The 18,939-nt window shown below is 48.4% G+C and carries 16 protein-coding genes; 8 read left to right on the top strand and 8 right to left on the bottom strand.

Annotated features, from left to right (window positions below):
* Positions 1-63: 63 nt before the first annotated feature.
* Both lacZ and QU597_RS14085 read left to right on the top strand, forming a co-directional pair.
* Positions 64-3,177 carry a beta-galactosidase, LacZ type gene (gene lacZ, locus QU597_RS14090; protein WP_310828590.1) on the top strand — a complete coding sequence of 1,038 codons (3,114 nt, stop codon included), beginning with the start codon at positions 64-66 and terminating at the stop codon, positions 3,175-3,177.
* Positions 3,178-3,327: 150 nt separating this feature from the next.
* Entirely contained in the window at positions 3,328-3,954 is a 627-nt protein-coding gene (locus QU597_RS14085) for an acetylglutamate kinase (protein WP_370656190.1), read from the top strand.
* A gap of 17 nt (positions 3,955-3,971) precedes the next feature.
* Here the strand turns inward: QU597_RS14085 and QU597_RS14080 are convergent, their stop codons facing one another.
* A complete protein-coding gene (locus QU597_RS14080; RefSeq protein WP_310828589.1) occupies positions 3,972-4,397 on the bottom strand; it encodes a VanZ family protein in 426 nt (141 codons plus the stop codon).
* A gap of 158 nt (positions 4,398-4,555) precedes the next feature.
* Between QU597_RS14080 and QU597_RS14075 the strand changes: the two genes are divergently transcribed.
* A complete protein-coding gene (locus QU597_RS14075; RefSeq protein ID WP_310828588.1) occupies positions 4,556-5,038 on the top strand; it encodes a GyrI-like domain-containing protein in 483 nt (160 codons plus the stop codon).
* A gap of 202 nt (positions 5,039-5,240) precedes the next feature.
* On the opposite strand, the gene QU597_RS14070 is transcribed toward QU597_RS14075, so the two are convergent.
* Positions 5,241-5,684 carry a hypothetical protein gene (locus QU597_RS14070; RefSeq protein WP_310828587.1) on the bottom strand — a complete coding sequence of 148 codons (444 nt, stop codon included), beginning with the start codon at positions 5,682-5,684 and terminating at the stop codon, positions 5,241-5,243.
* 401 nt (positions 5,685-6,085) lie between these two features.
* Between QU597_RS14070 and QU597_RS14065 the strand changes: the two genes are divergently transcribed.
* The 3 genes from QU597_RS14065 to QU597_RS14055 all read left to right on the top strand — a co-directional run bounded on the left by QU597_RS14065 (position 6,086) and on the right by QU597_RS14055 (position 7,899).
* Positions 6,086-6,808 carry a CD3324 family protein gene (locus QU597_RS14065; RefSeq protein WP_310828585.1) on the top strand — a complete coding sequence of 241 codons (723 nt, stop codon included), beginning with the start codon at positions 6,086-6,088 and terminating at the stop codon, positions 6,806-6,808.
* 102 nt (positions 6,809-6,910) lie between these two features.
* Positions 6,911-7,354 carry a hypothetical protein gene (locus QU597_RS14060; protein WP_310828584.1) on the top strand — a complete coding sequence of 148 codons (444 nt, stop codon included), beginning with the start codon at positions 6,911-6,913 and terminating at the stop codon, positions 7,352-7,354.
* On the top strand, positions 7,351-7,899 hold the full coding sequence (locus QU597_RS14055) for a P-loop nucleotide/nucleoside kinase family protein (protein WP_310833187.1): 549 nt from the start codon (positions 7,351-7,353) through the stop codon (positions 7,897-7,899). The genes QU597_RS14060 and QU597_RS14055 overlap by 4 nt, the downstream gene beginning before the upstream one ends.
* 70 nt (positions 7,900-7,969) lie before the next feature.
* Here the strand turns inward: QU597_RS14055 and QU597_RS14050 are convergent, their stop codons facing one another.
* The 4 genes from QU597_RS14050 to QU597_RS14035 form a co-directional block, all read right to left on the bottom strand.
* The gene (locus QU597_RS14050; protein ID WP_310833186.1) at positions 7,970-9,751 is read right to left on the bottom strand and encodes an ABC transporter ATP-binding protein; all 1,782 of its coding nucleotides are present in this window, start codon (positions 9,749-9,751) and stop codon (positions 7,970-7,972) included.
* Positions 9,732-11,504 carry an ABC transporter ATP-binding protein gene (locus tag QU597_RS14045; protein ID WP_310833185.1) on the bottom strand — a complete coding sequence of 591 codons (1,773 nt, stop codon included), beginning with the start codon at positions 11,502-11,504 and terminating at the stop codon, positions 9,732-9,734. Before QU597_RS14045 ends, QU597_RS14050 begins: the two co-directional genes overlap by 20 nt.
* Positions 11,501-11,965 (bottom strand): hypothetical protein, encoded by a 465-nt coding sequence (locus tag QU597_RS14040; RefSeq protein WP_310833184.1) that lies wholly within the window; start codon positions 11,963-11,965, stop codon positions 11,501-11,503. Before QU597_RS14040 ends, QU597_RS14045 begins: the two co-directional genes overlap by 4 nt.
* A gap of 119 nt (positions 11,966-12,084) precedes the next feature.
* Positions 12,085-13,866: an SgrR family transcriptional regulator gene (locus tag QU597_RS14035; protein ID WP_310833183.1), complete on the bottom strand. Its 1,782-nt coding sequence runs from the start codon at positions 13,864-13,866 to the stop codon at positions 12,085-12,087.
* 116 nt (positions 13,867-13,982) lie between these two features.
* Between QU597_RS14035 and QU597_RS14030 the strand changes: the two genes are divergently transcribed.
* Positions 13,983-15,227 carry an MFS transporter gene (locus tag QU597_RS14030; RefSeq protein ID WP_310833182.1) on the top strand — a complete coding sequence of 415 codons (1,245 nt, stop codon included), beginning with the start codon at positions 13,983-13,985 and terminating at the stop codon, positions 15,225-15,227.
* 7 nt (positions 15,228-15,234) lie between these two features.
* Here the strand turns inward: QU597_RS14030 and QU597_RS14025 are convergent, their stop codons facing one another.
* Together QU597_RS14025 and QU597_RS14020 are read right to left on the bottom strand one after the other, a co-directional pair.
* Positions 15,235-17,223, bottom strand: a complete 1,989-nt coding sequence (locus QU597_RS14025; RefSeq protein WP_310833181.1) for a sedoheptulokinase — start codon at positions 17,221-17,223, stop codon at positions 15,235-15,237.
* A gap of 39 nt (positions 17,224-17,262) precedes the next feature.
* Complete coding sequence (locus tag QU597_RS14020) at positions 17,263-17,883, bottom strand: TetR/AcrR family transcriptional regulator (protein WP_310833180.1); 621 nt, start codon at positions 17,881-17,883, stop codon at positions 17,263-17,265.
* 186 nt (positions 17,884-18,069) lie between these two features.
* Between QU597_RS14020 and QU597_RS14015 the strand changes: the two genes are divergently transcribed.
* The gene (locus tag QU597_RS14015) at positions 18,070-18,828 is read left to right on the top strand and encodes an SDR family oxidoreductase (RefSeq protein WP_310833179.1); all 759 of its coding nucleotides are present in this window, start codon (positions 18,070-18,072) and stop codon (positions 18,826-18,828) included.
* Positions 18,829-18,939: the final 111 nt, after the last annotated feature.

Raw genomic sequence — 18,939 nt, 5'->3', positions numbered from 1 at the left:
TGTATATCTTATAGGCATTTGCCAATTTATAATATGAATATAACAATACAAGGAGATGTTAATGTGCGCAAGAAGCTAAACTACCAACCACCCGCCAACGGCTATCCTGAATGGAATAACAATCCCGAAATTTTTGAATTGAACCGCTTGCCGGCTCATTCATCCATGATCTCCTATACGACCGTTGAGCAGGCACTGCATGGAGATAAAACAGCATCCCCTAATTATCAATCCCTTAACGGCAGCTGGAAGTTTGCCTTCGCGAAGACCCCTGAGCAGCGCATCAAGGATTTCTATAAATCAGATTACGATACCAGCAGCTGGGCCGAAATCCCTGTGCCCTCCCATTGGCAGTTCCAGGGGTATGATTATCCGCAATATACCAATGTGCGTTATCCTTGGGCTGTTTCCGAGCCTGACCTGAAGCCGCCATTTGCTCCAACCGTGTATAATCCCGTCGGCTCGTACACCCGGACGTTTACTGTATCTGAAGCCTGGGAAGGCCAGCCTGTATTCCTTAGCTTCCAGGGGGTCGAATCCGCATTTTATGTATGGGTGAACGGTGAACTCGTGGGTTATGGTGAAGACACCTTCACCCCTTCAGAATATGATATTACCGCTTACCTGCATGAAGGCGAGAATAAGCTTGCTGTTGAAGTCTACCGCTGGTGTGATGCCAGCTGGCTGGAGGACCAGGATTTCTGGCGGCTTAGCGGGATTTTCCGCGAGGTTTATTTATACACGGCACCTCAAGTACACCTTACGGACTTTTCTGTAGTGACGGAGCTTGATGAAGATTTTGCGGATGCCGATCTGAAGGTGAACCTGCAGCTGGAAAATTATTTCAACCATGAGCTAAACCCTCACTCGGTCCGTGTTCAGCTCTATGATGACCAGAAACAGCCAATCTTGGAACAACCGTTGTCGGCGGATATTACATTTCCTGAAGGTGAGGTTCAGCAGCTTAAGCTGTCCGCACACATCGAACGCCCTAAGAAGTGGAGTGCGGAGAAGCCTTATTTATATACCCTGCTCATCACCGTTGTGGACGATCAGGATCAGCTGCAGGAAGCGGTCAGCTGCAAGGTTGGTTTCCGCACGTTCGAAATCAAGGACGGTCTGATGAAAATCAACGGCAAACGGATTGTGCTGAAAGGCACCAACCGCCATGAATTTTCCTGCGACACCGGCCGCGCCCTGTCCAAAGAAGATATGATCCGCGATGTTCAGCTTATGAAATCCCATAACATCAATGCAGTACGGACTTCCCACTACCCGAACCAGTCTGTATGGTATGAGCTGTGCGATGAATACGGCCTCTATGTGATTGACGAGACGAATCTGGAGACTCATGGTTCCTGGCAGTATGGCCAGCAGGAGCTGCATGAATACAACGTTCCCGCAAGCAGACCGGAATGGCGTGCCAATGTCATTGACCGCTGCAATTCCATGATGCAAAGAGACAAGAATCATCCGTCCGTGATCATCTGGTCCCTGGGCAACGAATCCTTCGGGGGCGATAATTTCCTTGCCATGCATGATTACCTGAGAGAAGCAGATCCGACCCGGCCTGTTCACTATGAAGGCATTTTCCACTACAGACCATCGGAGGCAGCCAGCGATATCGAGTCCACCATGTACATCAAGCCGGACGCCGTGGAGCAATATGCCAAAAATAACCCGCAAAAGCCTTATATTCTGTGCGAATACAGCCATGCGATGGGCAACTCCTGCGGCGGACTGCATCTCTATACAGAGCTGTTCGATAAATATGATATTATTCAAGGCGCCTTTATCTGGGACTGGGTGGATCAGGCGATCCGCACTACCACAGCGGAAGGTACAGAGTACCTGGCGTATGGCGGAGACTTTGGCGAAACCCCGCATGACGGAAACTTTAGCGGCAACGGATTATTGTTTGCTGACCGTACAGTAACTCCGAAATTGCTCGAGGTGAAGAAATGCTATCAGAGCATCAAAATCTCTTCCCTGGATCTGCAAAAAGGACATTTCCAGATCCGCAATACCTTCTTGTTCACCAATATTGAAGAATATAGTCTGGAGTGGAAAATCGCTCGGGATGGAGAAACCACTCAAGAAGGTACTATGCGTATTGCTGCAGCACCCGGCGAAACGGTTGAATTTATTATTCCTTATGAGCTGAATGAATTGGTGAATGGTAAGGAAGCTGTACTTACTATTTCCTTTACCCAGCCTGAAGAAACTTCATGGTCGGAAGCCAATCATGAGATGGCCTGGGAACAGTTTGTACTAGTGCCTTGGTTGCCATCCAGCCGTGCGGTATCCACAGGCGGTGCACTTCACATTGCCGAACAAGAAAACGCCGTCACCATTTCAGGCGATAGCTTCTCTCTAGCCTTCAATACAACGACCGGAGAATTGTACTCCTATCAGACTGCCGGCCAGGAACGTTTAATGCAGCCTGCAAGAGCGAATTTCTGGCGGGCCGTCACGGATAATGATCTGGGTAACGGCCTGGATAAACGCTGCGCCGTCTGGAAAGAAGCATCTTCCTCCCAGAGTTTGATCGATTTCAACTGTCATACGGAGGGCAGCCGCTGCTTTGTCTCAGCCACCTACCTTCTGTTCACGAATCCTGACTCCATTCTGCGGGTAAAATATGAGATCCGGACGGATGGATCAGTAGAGATCACGCAGGACTTGAACCCGGGAGGCAGTGACCTGCCGGAAATCCCTGAATTCGGCATGATGTTTGTGATGGACGGCGGACTTGATACCATCTCCTGGTATGGGCGCGGTCCGCACGAGAACCATTGGGATAGAAATACCGGCGCTGCAATTGGACGATATAGCGGAAAGGTCATTGACCAGTTCACCCCTTATCTCCGTCCTCAGGAATCCGGCAATAAAACAGATGTCAGATATGCTTCTCTTACAGAAGGCGTGAACGGATCCGGCTTCCATATCGAGGGAATAGTTCCGATTGAGGTTAACGCATTGCCATGGACCCCGGACGAACTGGAAGCAAGTGATCATGTGTATAAATTGCCTGCTTCAGACAAAACTGTACTGCGGGTGAACTATAAGCAGATGGGTGTCGGCGGTGATGACAGCTGGGGTGCCCCGACGCATGACGAGTTTACTTTGCCTGCCAACCGGCCTTATTCGTTCCGCTTTACGATCTCACCAAGATAACCGAAGTTAGGACGGTACAACAAAAGGGGGAATTCCTTCGACAGGAGTTCCCCTTTTGTATGTGTTGTACTAGAGAATCAGTGAGTGTATCGAACCAAATAGGCGTAATACCCATAGTATAGGGTATCAAAATTCAAGGGAGGATCATTAATGTATCCTTATGGCAGCTTCGGCCCTTATACGAATAGAACGGAGTATGGATGGTCTAATATTTCTCCTGTAAATACAGGCCAGCAATTGCTCTGCTTCTCCCCCGGTCAGTTTGAGTTCAAGCAAGCTATGCGCTCTTTATGGGAGCAGCATGTCGCTTGGACCCGTATGTCGATCACCAGTCTGGTCTTCGGCTTGCCCGATACCGATCCAGTGGTAGCCCGGCTTCTGCAGAATGCCACGGATATGGGAAACGCGCTTAGACCCTTATATGGAGCTGGCGCAGCGGATGCTTTCAGCAAACTGATTAATGAGCATTTGGTTATCGCCTCCGAGCTTGTGAAAGCGGCAAAAGCAGGAGACAGTGCAGCCGCTGCAGCGGCGGAGAAACGTTGGTACGCAAATGCCGATCAGATTATAGAATTCCCCGCCCGTTTGAACCCCTATTTTCCTACAGAAGAATTCCGGAAAATGTTTTACGAGCATCTTGCCTTGACAAAGGAAGAAGCAGTCACGATGTTGCAGCAGGATTACAAAGGCAGTATTCAGCTCTATGACCGTCTTGAACGGCAGGCATTAACCATGGCTGATCTTTTGAGTGCCTATTTATACGCAGGGGCAGCCTAAGCGCATGATTAACTGATTTAACTGCGCCGGCTTATCAATCCGCTTGTTCTAGTCCAGCTCTTCATAAGTGCCAGGAGGATCATTCCGGTCAGGATACCTGAGGAGTCGATAACCATATCGTACAGCCTTCCGTCGCGCGCAAAATACAGTTGAAATATTTCAGTCATGACGGCAAAAGCCACAGACCACAAAATGCTTTTCCCATAGCTTTTATTGATGCGGTAGAGCAGAATTCCGAAAATGGAAAACCCTGAAAAATGCCCGATTTTCCGGATGATATAAGCCTTAGTGTGGTAAAGATCCATTTGGAGCAAGTGATGAAAATCCGGTGAGGACGTCCAGTGGAAATACGGCAGTGCACCTGTACTCCAAAAGCTTGAATTGGCGGCACAAGTGAAAATGAACAGCACAATTCCCCAAAAGAGCAGCATAACGGCTTTCATAGTGATCCTACTTTCTGATACGTAAATGAACAGATATAGTAGCTATTATAGCTTTTTGCCGGCTACTTAATCAATTTAACAGAACATCCCTTCTAAACCTGACACTAGGCAGTCAAGTTACTCCCTGTATAATTTGTTGCAAGGAGATGATGTAGACTATGAATACTTATACCACACACAAGCAAAAGCTGCTGCTTACAGGAGTAGCGGTACGTACCACAAACGCAGAAGAAGCAGGAACAAATGGGCGCTTGCCAAAGCTATGGGAAACCTACTTTCAGAGCACTCTCCCCTCCCTGCCCGGGATCAGAGATCCGCATTATATCTACTCGCTGTATACCAACTATGAAAGTGATGCGACCGGGGCTTATACTACCCTTATCGGACATGAAATTAACGATGAGCGGACGCGGGAAGACAACAATCTTGAAGTTATGCTAATACCCGAGAGCAAGTACCTTGTATTCAAAACAAGAAAAGGCCCGGTGTATGAAGTCGTTGCGGAAGCCTGGCAAGAGATATGGGATTATTTCAAGGAAGCAGCGGAGGTCAGAACTTACACGGGAGATTTCGAGCTTTATGATACCAGAAACTACGATCCGGTAAACTTAGAAATCGAGATCTACATAGCTATAAAGTAGTCACAAGGGCGCCTGATCGGGCGTCTATTTATTGTCAGCAGAAAATAGCGCCCTAAATTGTCGCTGTTTTCCTTGAACTAATGTTTCCCGTTAGCGTAACAAATGGTGCAAAATATTCCATGCAATAAGCCAGGCTGTTTTAATAAATTTTGTGAATTCTCCCTCTATCGCTAGGCTTCCAATCACCTTAAATCGTTCTACTTTATGCTTTCATGAATGCTTCTAACGGTTCCAGAATCGCGAACGTCTTCTTTGCATCCTTCTTCCGTTGCTCATCATAGAGTTTGGTCAACTCTTCGAATGATTTAGCTTTAATCTTCGTATAACTCGATTTGGTGTATCTGATTAAGTACGTCTTTACCCCTTCCTCTTCACTCCACGCGTAAACGACATCATATTTGTCCCTCAGATTCTTTAAATGAAGTGCCTGGCGCAACACTGCATAGTGTTCTTTAATGGCTTCATCGCATTCCTCCACAATCTTCTCGTAGGTGCAGCCAACTCGCATCAGAATCTCCGATGCCCGTTCATCGCCGTATCTCGCGAGAAATTCCTTCAACGAAACCAGCGCATATAGCAATATTTGTTCCTTGTCATTCGGATTCCTGTATTCATAACAGCCTACAACAAAATTGCGGTCGGTCATCTCCTCCTTACTGAATTGCATATTAAACAAATACTCGAGTGTCTTTTGCTTCATAACGGTTTCCAACATCTGTTCTTTATCAATCTTGATGCCCGTTGACACCCACGGAAACGGTAGTTGGCCGTTACTTTCACGCGATATGCTACCCCTAATATTCAAAATCGGCAGACCCGTAGCAATTGCGTACGACCTGTTATATCCATTACCCGCGAATATTTCCTGATATTCTTGCATGGTTCTTGCCCCTCCTTTATGAAGTGGTGTCTAACACTTTACAGCAGCCGGAAGTCCAAACATTCTCTATTGTCACGCCTCGACCCAAAATAGAAAAAACACAAGCTATCCCGGAACACACTATTTCCGATATAATTAAGCATACTTTTACAATCGTGGTGATCCATATGAATTATGAAAATGCCGGGAATGTTTTACCGGAGCAGCTGTTAAAAGAAATCAAGAAGTATGCGGCAGGCAAGCTGCTCTATATCCCCCTCGACAACGAAAAGAAAGCCTGGGGCGAGGTTTCTGGCTACCGCCATTTTTTGGTCAGACGTAACCAGTTTATCCTTAACAAATTTGTTCATGGCATCGGTATCCGCGAGCTGGCAACGGAGTTCCATCTGTCTGAGGAGACGATTAAACGGATTGTGTATTCCAGGAAAGATACCAGCAAACTGGATTATCATCCGACCTCAAAATCTGCCATGAAGTATTTGGAAGCAGGTATGCTGGAAGAGTGGCTTCATACCTACCTGCTGTTTGACCGCTGCAACAAGGTTTTCTCGGACGGCCTGCGGCTCATGTACCGCTATTATTTAGGCCCGCTTATAATGCCCTTGTCATTATTTAAACGCTCCAGTGGTCCGGAAGATCATATGAAGTGGCAGATTCAGCAGGATGTTTTTGAAGATAAGGTTAAGTATTGGATGAATCAGATTGATAGCCAAGCAGAAACGCCGCCGCTAATCGTCAACTTTGAAAAAGGCAGGCTGGAGCTAAATTGCAATAATCCGTTATTGGAGGCGTTGAAGCGATCACAGGTGAATGAGCATCCCATCATCATTTGGATTACCGACCTACCGGATCATGACAGGTTTCTGGAGGAGTATGCAGGATATCAGTGAATACATGTCGAGAACGGCTTAACCCAAACAGGACATAGCATCTGCCCTCCCTCTCACCTATGATTGTAATAGAAGGGTATTATGTAAGAAGGGTGATCCATTATGAAGTATGGCAGTACAACCTGTGCCCTTGAATACGCAGGACGAGGCGCTATTGAGGAATGGGTCCAGTTATTTCTGAGAAATGACGGAGAGAATCTTGAATTCGCGGATGGCTTATTACTGGAAAAAAGATACTATGCAGGTCCAATCCTGACCGATATTACGGTGTTCGGCATTGAAGAAGGGGCTCCCTCATATTTGAAGGAAGCAGATGAAATTCACAGGTTTTTTCAGGTGGTTGAGAGAATGAAAAGCATTATACCGGACTGGGATTTCCCTCCTTTGATTGTGAATTATGCCTTCGGCAGATTTGAGATCAATGATGGACGCCACCGTAATATTGCCTTGCATCAAATGAATATTATACAGGCCCCCGTTATCTTTTGGACAAGTTCTGAAGAAGACCACCGCTATATCACAGAATTTATAAGGAGTACTGAATGATGACACAGAAATTACCGTTATTTATTATCACAGGTGCCAGTGGCGTAGGTAAGACAACCGTGATGCATGAATTAAGAACAATCCTGCCCGAATTTGTGGTGTTCAGCACTGATCTTGATAATTTCGGTTCAACTGCTGATAAGCTGGAATATCAGGACAGGTACAACCTGCTGCTGCATTTTGCCAACGCCGTTGCGAAGTCAGGGAGAGGTACCATTATTTGCGGGACGTTTATGACCTGGGATGCCGAAAAATGTGATACATACGCTAACTTTAGTGAAGTCTGCTTCATTAATCTCCATTGCGATGATCTAACCCGCAGTTCCCGGCTTCGCAGCCGCGAGGATAAGGCCATATGGACAGAGGATATGCTGAAGCAGCATGAGGAATTTGCACAGTGGCTTCTCGACCATGCAGACACCGACTATAATCCGCCAATGCCTATAATCGACACCACCTCTACTCCGCCTTCCCAAGTAGCTGAGCAAATCAAAAGCTATATCCTATTAAAGTGGAATGAACGGCAGGTGAGTACAGAGGTGTAACCTGGCAGCTCAGGCTGGTTGGGGGTTATACTAAGAAAAAAAGGCCATCCCCAAAGGATGGCCTTAAATTTTATACAGATTCCTGCAGATGCTGCTGGAACAAGGTCCGGTAAAGTGTGCTCCGCTGCCAAAGCTCACTGTGCGTGCCGCGGTCCTCCACGCTGCCTTCATTCAATAGGATAATGTGGTCTGACCGCATGACCGAGGAAAGACGGTGGGCAATGACGATAAAGGTCCGCTCGCCCGCAAAACTGTCCAGTGTACGGTTAATTTCCGTCTCCGATTCATGATCGAGCATCGAAGTGGCTTCGTCCATTACGATTACTTTGGCATCGGACCACAGTACCCGGGCCAGCGCAAGCCGCTGCTTCTGTCCGCCGGACAGCTGTACACCTTTTTCGCCAATGACCGTTTCGTATTGCAGAGGAAGCTTTTCGATGAATTCCCCCATATTTGCCATGCAGCAGGCTTCTTGTATTTCCTGATCCGTTGCCTTTGGCCGGGCCAGCTTTATATTGTCGAGGATCGACATGTTGAAAATAGCCGGGTCCTGCATGACCACTCCGATATACCGGTGCAGTTCCGTTTCATTCACTTCAGATATATTTCTGCCCGATAACCGGATTTCTCCGTTGTCCGGCTGATACATGCCTAACAGCAGCTTAGCCAGTGTGCTTTTGCCGGAGCCGCTTCTGCCGACAATTGCTATTCTTGTACCAGCTTGAATCTCAAAAGACACGTCCTGCAGCACTTGCTGATTCAGCCCGTTATAGCTGAAAGCAACGTTTGCAACAAGTAAGGCCGGTTGATCCCGCTGCTCTTCTGCACTCCGGTCAAGTATTTGGCCGCGCTTGGCGCGCTTGGCAGGTGTTTCTGTAATCATAACCTTCACCTTCTCAAGTCCGGGCAGCTCACCAGTAAACTGCATATCCAAATCATTAATGATCCCCAGCTGAGTGAACATTTGCTCATAATATTTCATGAACACGAGCAGACTGCCGATCGTCATCTCTCCATGCAGAATCAGCAGGCCGCCGATGAAATAGAGATTCATCCGGGTGATAAAGAAATCCTTGAATGCCTGCAGTGCCCGGTTACCGAACCAATACATATGCTGCCGGAAAAAGGATTGACTGATGTCATGCCAGTACTCGGTAAACTTGAGAGATACCCGTTTCTGCATATGATTCGCTTTGATCTCACGCCAGCCTTGAATCGCAGTCTGCAGCCAACCTTCGTACTGGCCATAGATATTACGGTTTCTTTCAGCCGCTTTTCGTGCACCTTTTCCCAGCTTCCTAGTAATCCAGAAGGAGACGGGTACCATCAGCAGACCAAATAAAGCCAGCTTCCAGCTGAACCAGGCCATCAATACCGCACCGATAACAACCATGGCACAACTATAACCATAGTCCAGCGCCTGTACTTTAAATAACCGGTTAACAGACTCCACATCCTGATCTATCCGGGCCTTCATATCGCCGGTATTCATCCGCTCTAATTTGTTGAACGGCAAGCGCATATAACTGCGCCACACCGCAAGGCGTACGGCAAAGGTCAGCCGGTTCGACAGCTTGTTGCCAATCGCGGTCTGGCCACCCATGATAGCTGTTTCAGCGATATAGATCCCCACATATCCTAAGCAAACAAACCACAGCATCTGGAGCTTCCGTCCAACCATGACCTGGTCCACCAGCAGTTTGAACAGCAGCGGCGCTGCCATCCCAAGAGCCAGGAGCATCAGCTTGAAGGCAATCAGAACTAGCCACTGCCTCCGCTGGTGAAACCACTGCTCTTTAAAGGTACGTATCCACTCCACGCGGACTCTAATGTTATGAAATGACTTGTTCATCGGCAGCAATCACCTCACTTTCTGTATATTGCTCTACAAAAAGCTGGCGGTAGACAGGGCTCTCAGCCAAAAGCTTGCGGTGATGAGCGAACGCGACGATCCGCCCTTGATCCAGCACTGCCACTTTGTCGGCACGGATAATCGTCGACAGCCGGTGCGCGATAATAATCGTTGTCACGCGGCCATCAAGATTGTGCCAACTGTCTTTGATTACGTTCTCGGCCTCTCCATCCAGCGCGGAGGTTGCCTCATCGAAGACCAGAATCCGCGGCTGTTTCAGGAACATCCGTGCTAGGGCAATCCGCTGCTTTTGTCCTCCTGACATGGATATTCCGCTGCTCCCGCCGATGATGGTATGGAGTCCCTGCGGAAGCTCACGCACATAATCGGTAATAAAGGCTTTATCGCATGCAGCCCACAAAGCATCGTCGGAATGCGCCGTGCTGCCCCATAACAGATTCTCCCGCACTGTACCTTCAAACAAAAAAGGCTCTTGAAAAGATACGCTAACCGCTTTACGCAGAGACTTCAGATCGGAACCCGTAATTGAAGTTCCGTCAATGAGGATATCGCCATCATCTACCCGGTATAACCCCAGCAGCAGGGAGATCAGTGTGCTTTTGCCTCCTCCGCTCTTGCCTACAATTGCCACGGTCTGCCCGCCTTCGATCACCAAATTAACCTGATTAAGGACAGGCGTTTCGTCCCGGTAACGGAAGGAGACCCCTTTAAATTCAATTTCGCCATCTGTCACTTGAACCTGCGGTCCCTTGCTGTTCAGCTCCTCCTCCTCTTCCTGGAGCAGCTGGAATACACGCTCGATAGACACTTTATTCTGCTGGATCCGGCTGTTGGCACCGCTCATACTTTTCAGCAGGCCGCTTCCTTTAGAGAAATACTCAATAATTGCGATAAAAGCGCCGATCGTTAAGTGCCCCTGCACAATCATAATGCTCGCGGTGATGTACAAAGTCAGATCTGAGCCCAGACTAATGAGGCTAATCGTGCGCTCCGAGACAAAATCGATCATGCTTGACTGGTTTTTCAGACGCATATACTTAACGAGCTGCCGGACAAAAACTCGCGTACTATACTTCTCTGCGGCGAGCAGACGCACGTCACGCAGGCCGGCCAGCATTTCGAGGGTCCAGCTCATGAATTGTCCGTACTGCTCGCGCTGATTCTTCAAGCGGGACTTCATGGCCCGGCTGAATGACATAATCGTAAACACAACGACCGGCACAACCACCAACATCAGGAGGCCTAAATACACATTGGCGGCCATCACAAAAGCGATTGCCGTCAACAGGCGTATACTGTTGGCTGTCAGGTAAAAAATATTCCAATGGATCAGATTCATTACTTCATCGGCATCACGATTGATCACCGCCATCAGCTCACCGGATTTACTCTGCGTAAAAAAAGCAGGCTGTAGGAGCATCAGCTTGTCAAACAGCTTTTTGCGGATATCGAACGAGAACCGGGTCACTAGGTAAGACCAGACACTGTTCAGAACCGTATGCAGACTCTGCTCGGACAGAAAAATTATCCCGTACCCTATCACGATAAAAAATAAAAACTGGAGATTGCGGTGATAGAATACTTCGTCTACCAGCAGCCCAAAAATATACGGATACACCATTCCGATAACGGAAGTGACCAGGATACAGAAAAACAGATTGATGAAGCTCCATTTATATTTGCGGATAATCGGCCACAAGGCCGCGAGCTGGCTACGCATTGAATGGCTCACTGCCCCGCCCCCTTATTGAACAGCATGGCAAAGACCGTTTGCTTCCCGAGGGGGAGCTCGACGTATACGGGCGATTCAGAACGCGCAGAGGCGGCGGTATCCGGATCTTTTTTGGCGGCTGACGTGTTGGTATTTCCCGCATGTATTACAAGCTTACTTGATTCTGCTGACAGAGTATCGATGTTTATAACAGTACCTTCAAGTCGTACTTCGTTTTCGTCTACGTACCACGTAATCTTGTCTTGCTTATGTATTCCGGAAAAATCGTACTTCCCCTGCACTGTAATTACAGTGCCTCTGCCGGCTGGTTCCATCTCCCCTTGAACCTTAGCATAATTCTGAATCCGGATACTGTTCATTAGAGTGAGCATTCCAGCGATCAGTCCTGTAAGAATCAGCAGCGCAGCGATAGGCGTTTTGATACAAGTGAACGTAAAAAGCCTCCATAGTCGTTTTCGCATAATCCACCTTCCGATTATCTTCATATACAGCCAAAAATGCATTTTTGTACCATATATAAGTGTAATCGCCACTGGTAAATATTGATAGTGATATTTCATCTTGTTAGTTCAGGTAATTTTCACTTCACCCAGACATCCTTATAATTAATTTTGCCCCAGGCATTCAGCGAGATGCCATGCAGTGACGGATCATGGCCGACTTCCTGCATACTGTGATACAAAAAAAGCACGTTCACCTGCTGTTTCAGTTCATGCTCAACCGCTCTTAGCACAACCCTCCGCTGTTCCTCATCTTGTTCACTAATCGCATCAGACAGCATAGATTCCACCTTATGTCTTATTGAAGGGTCGAGATGGTTCTGAATATATCCGTTATTCGACCTATACATTTCTATCAGCGTGATGGAGGGTTCATCACCCAGCACTTCACCCGCATAAATCATATCCGCCTGAATGATCAAGTCCGCTTGTGACAGCTCCCGGATCGGCAGTACGTTAAGCTCAATATGCACACCTATGTTCCTGCATACTGTCTGAATCCAGCGTACGTCCTCTTCATTGCTGAAATATTCATAGGTGTACAGCTGAAGAATTTCTCCTGCATATGCGGAGTGCTTCAACAGTTCCAGTGCCGCTGCGGCTGAACAGTCACCGGCGTAGCCAGCATCATAAAAGGCAGGATCAAACCCCGACGCGGGCTGAGTCCTCCTGCCTTTCAGCTCCAGTATCATTTGTTTGCGGCTGAGTGCCAGGTGAATGGCCTGACGCAGCTGTAAATCCTGCAATACTCCAGGTTTGGAAAGGTTGAATGTAAGCACCGTGCTCCCCAGCTCGAGCTGATTCAGCGTCTGCACTGACTCCACCTTATTAAGTGCCTCGAAATACAGGAGATGCGCATTAGCAAGCGGTTGCTCCTGCCGCAGCTCCTCCTCATAACCGGGCCATACCCACATCTCAATCCGGTCCAGAAAAGGCCGTCCGGCAAAATAATGCTCATTAGCTTCCAAGACAAGCATAGTTTCTGTGTTGCTGATAATGCTGAAAGGCCCCGTCCCTACCGGCAGCCTCGTAAAATCACGTCTTGCCGCCAGCTGCTCCAGATCATCCGGAACAATGGCAAACCGTTCCGTGGCAATAAAATGTGCAAACAGCGCATTTCGCTCCTGCAGCTCAAAGCAAAGACTATAGGTGCCTGAAACTTCGATTGTCTGCACACTTTTCACCAGCCAATCTTTTCGGTTCCACTGCCGGATCCGAGCAAAAGTATACTTCACATCATCTGCAGTCAGATGTTTTCCGTGATGAAACAGCACGCCTTTGCGCAGGTAAAAGGTCCATCTTCTACATGTTCCGTCATGTTCCCAGTGATGGGCAAGCCCTGCCTTCAGCTGGCCGCTGGCTGCATCATATTGGGTCAGGGTATCACACAGCTGGCGAATCATATGCGCTTCTGTCCGCCGCACCACCTTCATCGGGTCAAGATCAAGGACAGGACGGTAAAAGGGATACCGCAGCACATCCGCCTCACTCTTCTGCTTTTGCACACCGAACTGTTCCACAAGCCAAGTGCGGAACTCGGCATGCAGCGACTCCCCGTCACTTTCCCGGAGGGACTTAAAGGCTTCATTAATCTGGCCATGTGAGGCTAAATATTGTGCCCTCTCCAGCATCAGCTCTTCCTTATTCCGCAGCAAAACAAGCTTTGATGTATTCCCCCTTCCCAGTCCCGGTTGCCAGCCGATATAATGCTGCTCTTTCAGCTTTTGGATCAGGAATTGGGTATTGCGCCGAGTGCAGTCAAAGACAGCTGCCAGTTCATCCATTGTAACGGGAAACCAGGTGCCGTCTGCTTCTGCTGTATAACGCATTTTTAACCTCAGATAATAATCCGCCATGTCCATCCGTTTGCCCTCCCCTAAAAGGCGAAATTTCAAATTCCATTTTTCTATTTTACTTCCACTTTTCCAAAAGTATAATTTGATGACACCAACAGGTAAAGAGGAGTGTACAAACAGATATGTCTAAACCCAATTTACAGACTGACACAGCTGCCCCGCCGATCTGGCTCAGTCCGGCCTTTATGATTCTGCTCGGCGCAGGTGCCGTAATGGCCCTGGGGAATAAAATTTATGAGCTTGCGCTTCCCCTCATTCTTTATGATCTCACGAAATCCTCAGTCGTGATGTCCACAATGAGAGGCATTGAGTTTCTGCCAAACCTGCTGCTCGCAGTGTTCATAGGTGTACTTGTTGACAGAGCGCATAAGAAGAGGTGGTCCTTAACCGCCATTCTGCTGCAGATTGTTTTACTTGCCGGTCTTTATCTGGCGATTGAGCGGGGCACCCACTCAATGCTCCTGTTCTATGTAGCCGGGTTTCTGCTGATGACCTTTGGATATGCATACTCCAATGCCAGGGTTGCCATGGTGAAGCACTCTCTGCCTACATCCATGCTTACTCCGGCTAATGCATCTTATAATTTCGTCACTACCTTTGTCGGAATAACCGGCCCCGTGCTGACCGGACTCCTGCTAATGCTGCCAAAGCTGCATGAAGCATTGCTGCTCACGGCAGTCGCCTTCAGCTTGGCGTTCGTCACCTTAAGCTTTATTAGAACGGAGGAAACTCCACGAATCGCAGCCCATAGCAGGGAAGGCTTCTGGAAGGAGCTTCAGGCAGGCTGGACCGAGCTGCGCACGAACCGTTTGCTGGTCGCGATGAGCATCGCTGTTGTGTTCCTCAACTGCTCATCCGGTATGGTAGACACTACCATTATCTTCTTCGCCAAGGATGAGCTGAAGCTGAGCAATCTGGAGCTTGGGATTGTGTTCTCGGCAGCTGGAGTCGGCGGGCTAGCTGGAAGCCTGCTGATAGGCAGACTGCGGCGTTATTTTCCGGTTGGCCGGTTAATGACCTTGTCCAGCTTATTCACCGGGCTTACGAGTATTATCTTCTTCGTCTCCCACTCTGCTTATTTGCTCGCTCTCGGTTTATTCCTGTACGGATGTTTCGAGACGGTAAGCACCGTCAGCATCTGGACGTTCCGCCAGGAGACTACCCCCTATCATCTCATTGGCCGGGTAAGCGGGATTACCGGTTCGATTTTCAAGCTGGGGATGCCGTTTGCGATTATGGGTTCCGGCTGGATCTCCGAGCTGTCCGGTCCGCGTACCGTATTTTTGATCACTATTGCTGTAAATTTACTGATCTTCGCCGGCTGCTGGTTAAGCCCTCTCTGGCGGCAGCGGGGAGCACTAGTTTAATTAACAGTCATGATTTAACCTCTACCGGAAATACTGACACGGATTCAAAATATAGCCGCCGCTTCTCATCCTCGTATATATCAGGCGGAAGTGACCGATACTCGTCCGTCAGTAAATCAGCTTCAGTAAGAGCCATGGAGCGCCAGAGCGTAAATCCGATATGGGGAAAAATATAGGTACAGCCTGTCTCGGCATGATCACGCTGATACGGGGAAATCTGATCCAGAATTTCAATCAGCTCTGATGCCGGGGTACGGAACAGATCGGTCTCTCCAAACGTGCAGAACGCTTCCTCCTCAGGATTGGCAATTTCAATAAAATTCGCCAGTCCCGCAGTGTCGTAGCCAACTTTATAGAATACAGGAAGATCGGCGCCGGCTGTTTCAATCTCGCTCCGGGACATCCCAAGCCGCAGCGGGCCAATCGAAGCTCCTGCGGTTACCTTAATCCGGTATGGCGAAGAATGGATTGTACTCTCCTGAAGACCATTAGGATTATATTTAACACCCAACGTACTAAGCTGCTCACTGCTAGAGAGTACATCATCATCTTTATAAAGCGTTAATCCATAAAGCTTCATCAGCCGCTGTCTGTCTGCTTCGGGTACGATGGGTTCGGGGTCTGCCGGAAGCTCCAGTCCGATATATTGACCCGCTTCGGTGAAGCTTTCTATCCCGCCAGCCCCTACAGCAGCATAGAGTGCCGCTCCAACCGCAGCTTCTTCCGGTGAATGACTAAGAGCCAGCGGCAGTTTAAAAGTGGACTGGGCTTTTGCGCATAACACTGCATTGGCACGCAGTGCATTGCCGGACCCTATCGCATACTTGTAGACGTTACCCGTTAAACTAGTCAGTGTCGTATAGAATGCGTACAGCTCATCAATCATTCCCTGCAGGAATCCATGAGCCAGACGGGCAGGAGTGAAATTATCCAGCGAAATCTGCCCGATGCTGCCGCGCACTTCGGGGTCCGTACGTGTGCCGAGAAACTGCGTATTCACCGTCAGTTCTGTTCCGGCGGTTTCTCCATCGCTTAGAAGCTGCTCCATGAAGCTGTACAGTTTTCCCGGTGCCTCACCCGTGTAGGCCGTAATTAGCTCCCGGAAAAAATGTTCCAGCAGTACATAGGATTTCCCTCCGCTGAGCGCCGCACCGACTACAAGCCTGCCTCCGCCTGGAAAAGGCCGTATCTCCATCCCCGCTAACTGGTACTCAGCATCAGGCAGCAGAACGGAAAGCTGACTTCCTGTTCCTATATTAAGCAATACCGATTCATCAGGAACCGGAACACTGCCGATAAAGCTGGCCTGATTATCCCCAAGCGAACAGTACACCGGGATCCCGGCTTGCGTGGTACCTACCACCGTACCGGAAGGCACCACCTGAGGCAACAACCCCGTATGTATACCAGCCCGCTCAATTGCTGCATAGTCAAACCCTCCCGTTTCAAAACTGTAGCACCCGATACCTGCAGCTTGGGTTGGATCGATTAACGGCGAGCTGCTTCCTGTCAGCCGAAGTGCGGCATAATCAGCAATCGTACAGAAGCTGACCGCTGCAGCCGGAACGAGCCCATTCTGGATATTATAGTAATGTGTAGCAAGCCCGTAACCCGGAGCAACGGTATAGCCTGTAATCTCACTCAGCTTGTGTGCATAAGAAGAGCCGTCAGCACATGGCAGACCTGCTCTGCCGTCCTGCCATGTGTATAATGGACTGACATGTTGCCCCCTGTTATCGGTATAGACAATTCCGTGCATCTGTCCGGTTAGGCCAATTCCGCTTATTTCCTCCGCCATAGGATAGAGTTGTTCAAGAATCTGACAGGTTCTCTGAATGATAGATTCGGGATCCTGAAGCCGTTCCCACTCTTCTCTATGCTCCGGTGTGCCGTTACCGGTGTCCTCGGTGACGGAGCAGACTACAGTCTTCTGCTCCAGATCATAGATCAGTCCGGTGATTGATGTCGTACCAATATCCAGTCCTATAAACTTCATCTGTGTTCCCCTTCTCTATGCACATTATCTATTACAGGATCAAAACTTAAATTCAGAGATATGCGGTGTAAATATGACATCTGCCGAATTGAAATGAATGATGGCTACCAGCTGCTCCGCCATATATGCAGAACTGTACTTGAACCCGTTATTGATCCATTCGATGATCATCCCCAGAATAGCATAAGCCTGATAACTGGCCTGCAGCTCATGATTGAGCTTGCCCGTGACTGTTGGCGTGTGCAGCATATCCTGCAGCGCCAGTATTTTGAGGACATGACAAATGTGGTGCTGAAAGCCTGCTAGTGCACCCGTATTAGCTATTAGCGTATAGAAGTAAGCATATCTAGCCACATGATCAAAAATTTTCACCCCTGAAGAGGTCAGCTTGCCGACATCAAAGGTTTCACTACTCAAATAAGGCTCACGGTAGGAGCTTATCAGATCCGCCGTAACATCCTCCAGTATAGCTTCGAACAGCTCCTCTTTATATTGATAATGCCTATAGAAGGTGCCGCGGTTCAGGTTCGCCTGTTGCACGATGTCCGTGACAGAAATGTCTTTGAATTCTTTTTCATGCAGCAGGTGGATCATGGCATCCTTCAGTGCCGCTTGAGATTTGCTTATTCTTCGGTCTAACGCGGGAGATGTAGTTGTCATGGGAACCTCCTAACAATTTGCTGATACCGTACACTTGCCAATAATAGTGTTGCTTAACAGACAGTAACGTTCAAGTTTGCATATTGAATATTTAATTTAAAATTAATTATACTATGAATGAATTTTGAAGAAAAACTTCACCAGGGACGCTTGGGTAAATGTACTAGAATGATAGGAGGAATGAACATGAGACTTCAAGACAAGGTTGCTGTAGTTACCGGAGCTGCTTCAGGGATGGGCAAAGCGATCGCTATTCTATATGCCAGCGAGGGCGCAAAGGTCGTTGTTTCCGACATTAATCCTGAGGCCGCTAACGTTACAGTGGAAGAGATCAAAGCCGGCGGCGGTAAAGCGATTATGGTCAAGACTAATGTGGCTGTAGAGGATGATATTCAGAATCTAATCGATACTGCTGTCACAACGTATGGAACAGTAGATATACTGGTGAACAATGCCGGTATTATGGATAACTTTGAGCCTGCAGGTGACATTAAGGATGACCAGTGGGAGCGGATTTTTGCCATCAATACAACCTCTGTCATGCGCGCAACCCGCAAAGTGCTCCCCCTATTCCTCGATAAGAAAAAAGGGGTAATCATCAACATCGCCTCTGCTGGCGGTTTATTCGGTGCCCGGGCCGGCGCTGCCTATACTGCCACTAAGCATGCCGTTGTTGGTTTCACCAAGAACACCGGGTTTATGTACGCCAAGGAAGGAATTCGCTGCAACGCGATTGCCCCCGGCGGAGTAGAGACGAATATCAGCTCAACGATGACCCATATTAACGAATTCGGTATGGGACGCATCCAGGCCGGATTGGCGCTTAACCCGCGTAACGGCAAGCCGGATGAAATCGCAAGGGTAGCACTGTTTCTCGCTTCCGATGAAGCCAGCTTTGTGAACGCTTCGGTCATTACTGCTGATGGCGGCTGGACTGCTTATTAAACATTAGATAATACAGCAAACAGCAGGTCCCTTTTCGGAGACTTGCTGTTTGTTGTTTGTTTGATCAGGGCCACTTACTTTTTATAATATAAAATCCACTCATAATGTTCG

The sequence above is a fragment of the Paenibacillus pedocola genome (assembly GCF_031599675.1).
Taxonomy (GTDB): Bacteria; Bacillota; Bacilli; order Paenibacillales; family Paenibacillaceae; genus Paenibacillus_AQ; species Paenibacillus_AQ pedocola.
The sequence above is the reverse complement of the archived record's forward strand: the minus strand, read 5'-3'. Positions and strand labels throughout refer to the sequence as shown.

Excerpts from the sequence above, each read along its gene's own strand:
- QU597_RS14015 (WP_310833179.1), top strand. The coding sequence starts at position 18,070 with ATGAGACTTCAAGACAAGGTTGCTGTAGTTACCGGAGCTGCTTCAGGG.
- QU597_RS14080 (WP_310828589.1), bottom strand. The coding sequence starts at position 4,397 with ATGAAAGCCGTTATGCTGCTCTTTTGGGGAATTGTGCTGTTCATTTTC.
- QU597_RS14040 (WP_310833184.1), bottom strand. The coding sequence starts at position 11,965 with ATGCGAAAACGACTATGGAGGCTTTTTACGTTCACTTGTATCAAAACG.
- QU597_RS14075 (WP_310828588.1), top strand. The coding sequence starts at position 4,556 with ATGAATACTTATACCACACACAAGCAAAAGCTGCTGCTTACAGGAGTA.
- QU597_RS14050 (WP_310833186.1), bottom strand. The coding sequence starts at position 9,751 with ATGAACAAGTCATTTCATAACATTAGAGTCCGCGTGGAGTGGATACGT.
- QU597_RS14035 (WP_310833183.1), bottom strand. The coding sequence starts at position 13,866 with ATGGACATGGCGGATTATTATCTGAGGTTAAAAATGCGTTATACAGCA.
- QU597_RS14065 (WP_310828585.1), top strand. The coding sequence starts at position 6,086 with ATGAATTATGAAAATGCCGGGAATGTTTTACCGGAGCAGCTGTTAAAA.
- QU597_RS14070 (WP_310828587.1), bottom strand. The coding sequence starts at position 5,684 with ATGACCGACCGCAATTTTGTTGTAGGCTGTTATGAATACAGGAATCCG.
- QU597_RS14025 (WP_310833181.1), bottom strand. The coding sequence starts at position 17,223 with ATGAAGTTTATAGGACTGGATATTGGTACGACATCAATCACCGGACTG.
- QU597_RS14085 (WP_370656190.1), top strand. The coding sequence starts at position 3,328 with ATGTATCCTTATGGCAGCTTCGGCCCTTATACGAATAGAACGGAGTAT.
- QU597_RS14060 (WP_310828584.1), top strand. The coding sequence starts at position 6,911 with ATGAAGTATGGCAGTACAACCTGTGCCCTTGAATACGCAGGACGAGGC.
- QU597_RS14020 (WP_310833180.1), bottom strand. The coding sequence starts at position 17,883 with ATGACAACTACATCTCCCGCGTTAGACCGAAGAATAAGCAAATCTCAA.
- QU597_RS14030 (WP_310833182.1), top strand. The coding sequence starts at position 13,983 with ATGTCTAAACCCAATTTACAGACTGACACAGCTGCCCCGCCGATCTGG.
- QU597_RS14055 (WP_310833187.1), top strand. The coding sequence starts at position 7,351 with ATGATGACACAGAAATTACCGTTATTTATTATCACAGGTGCCAGTGGC.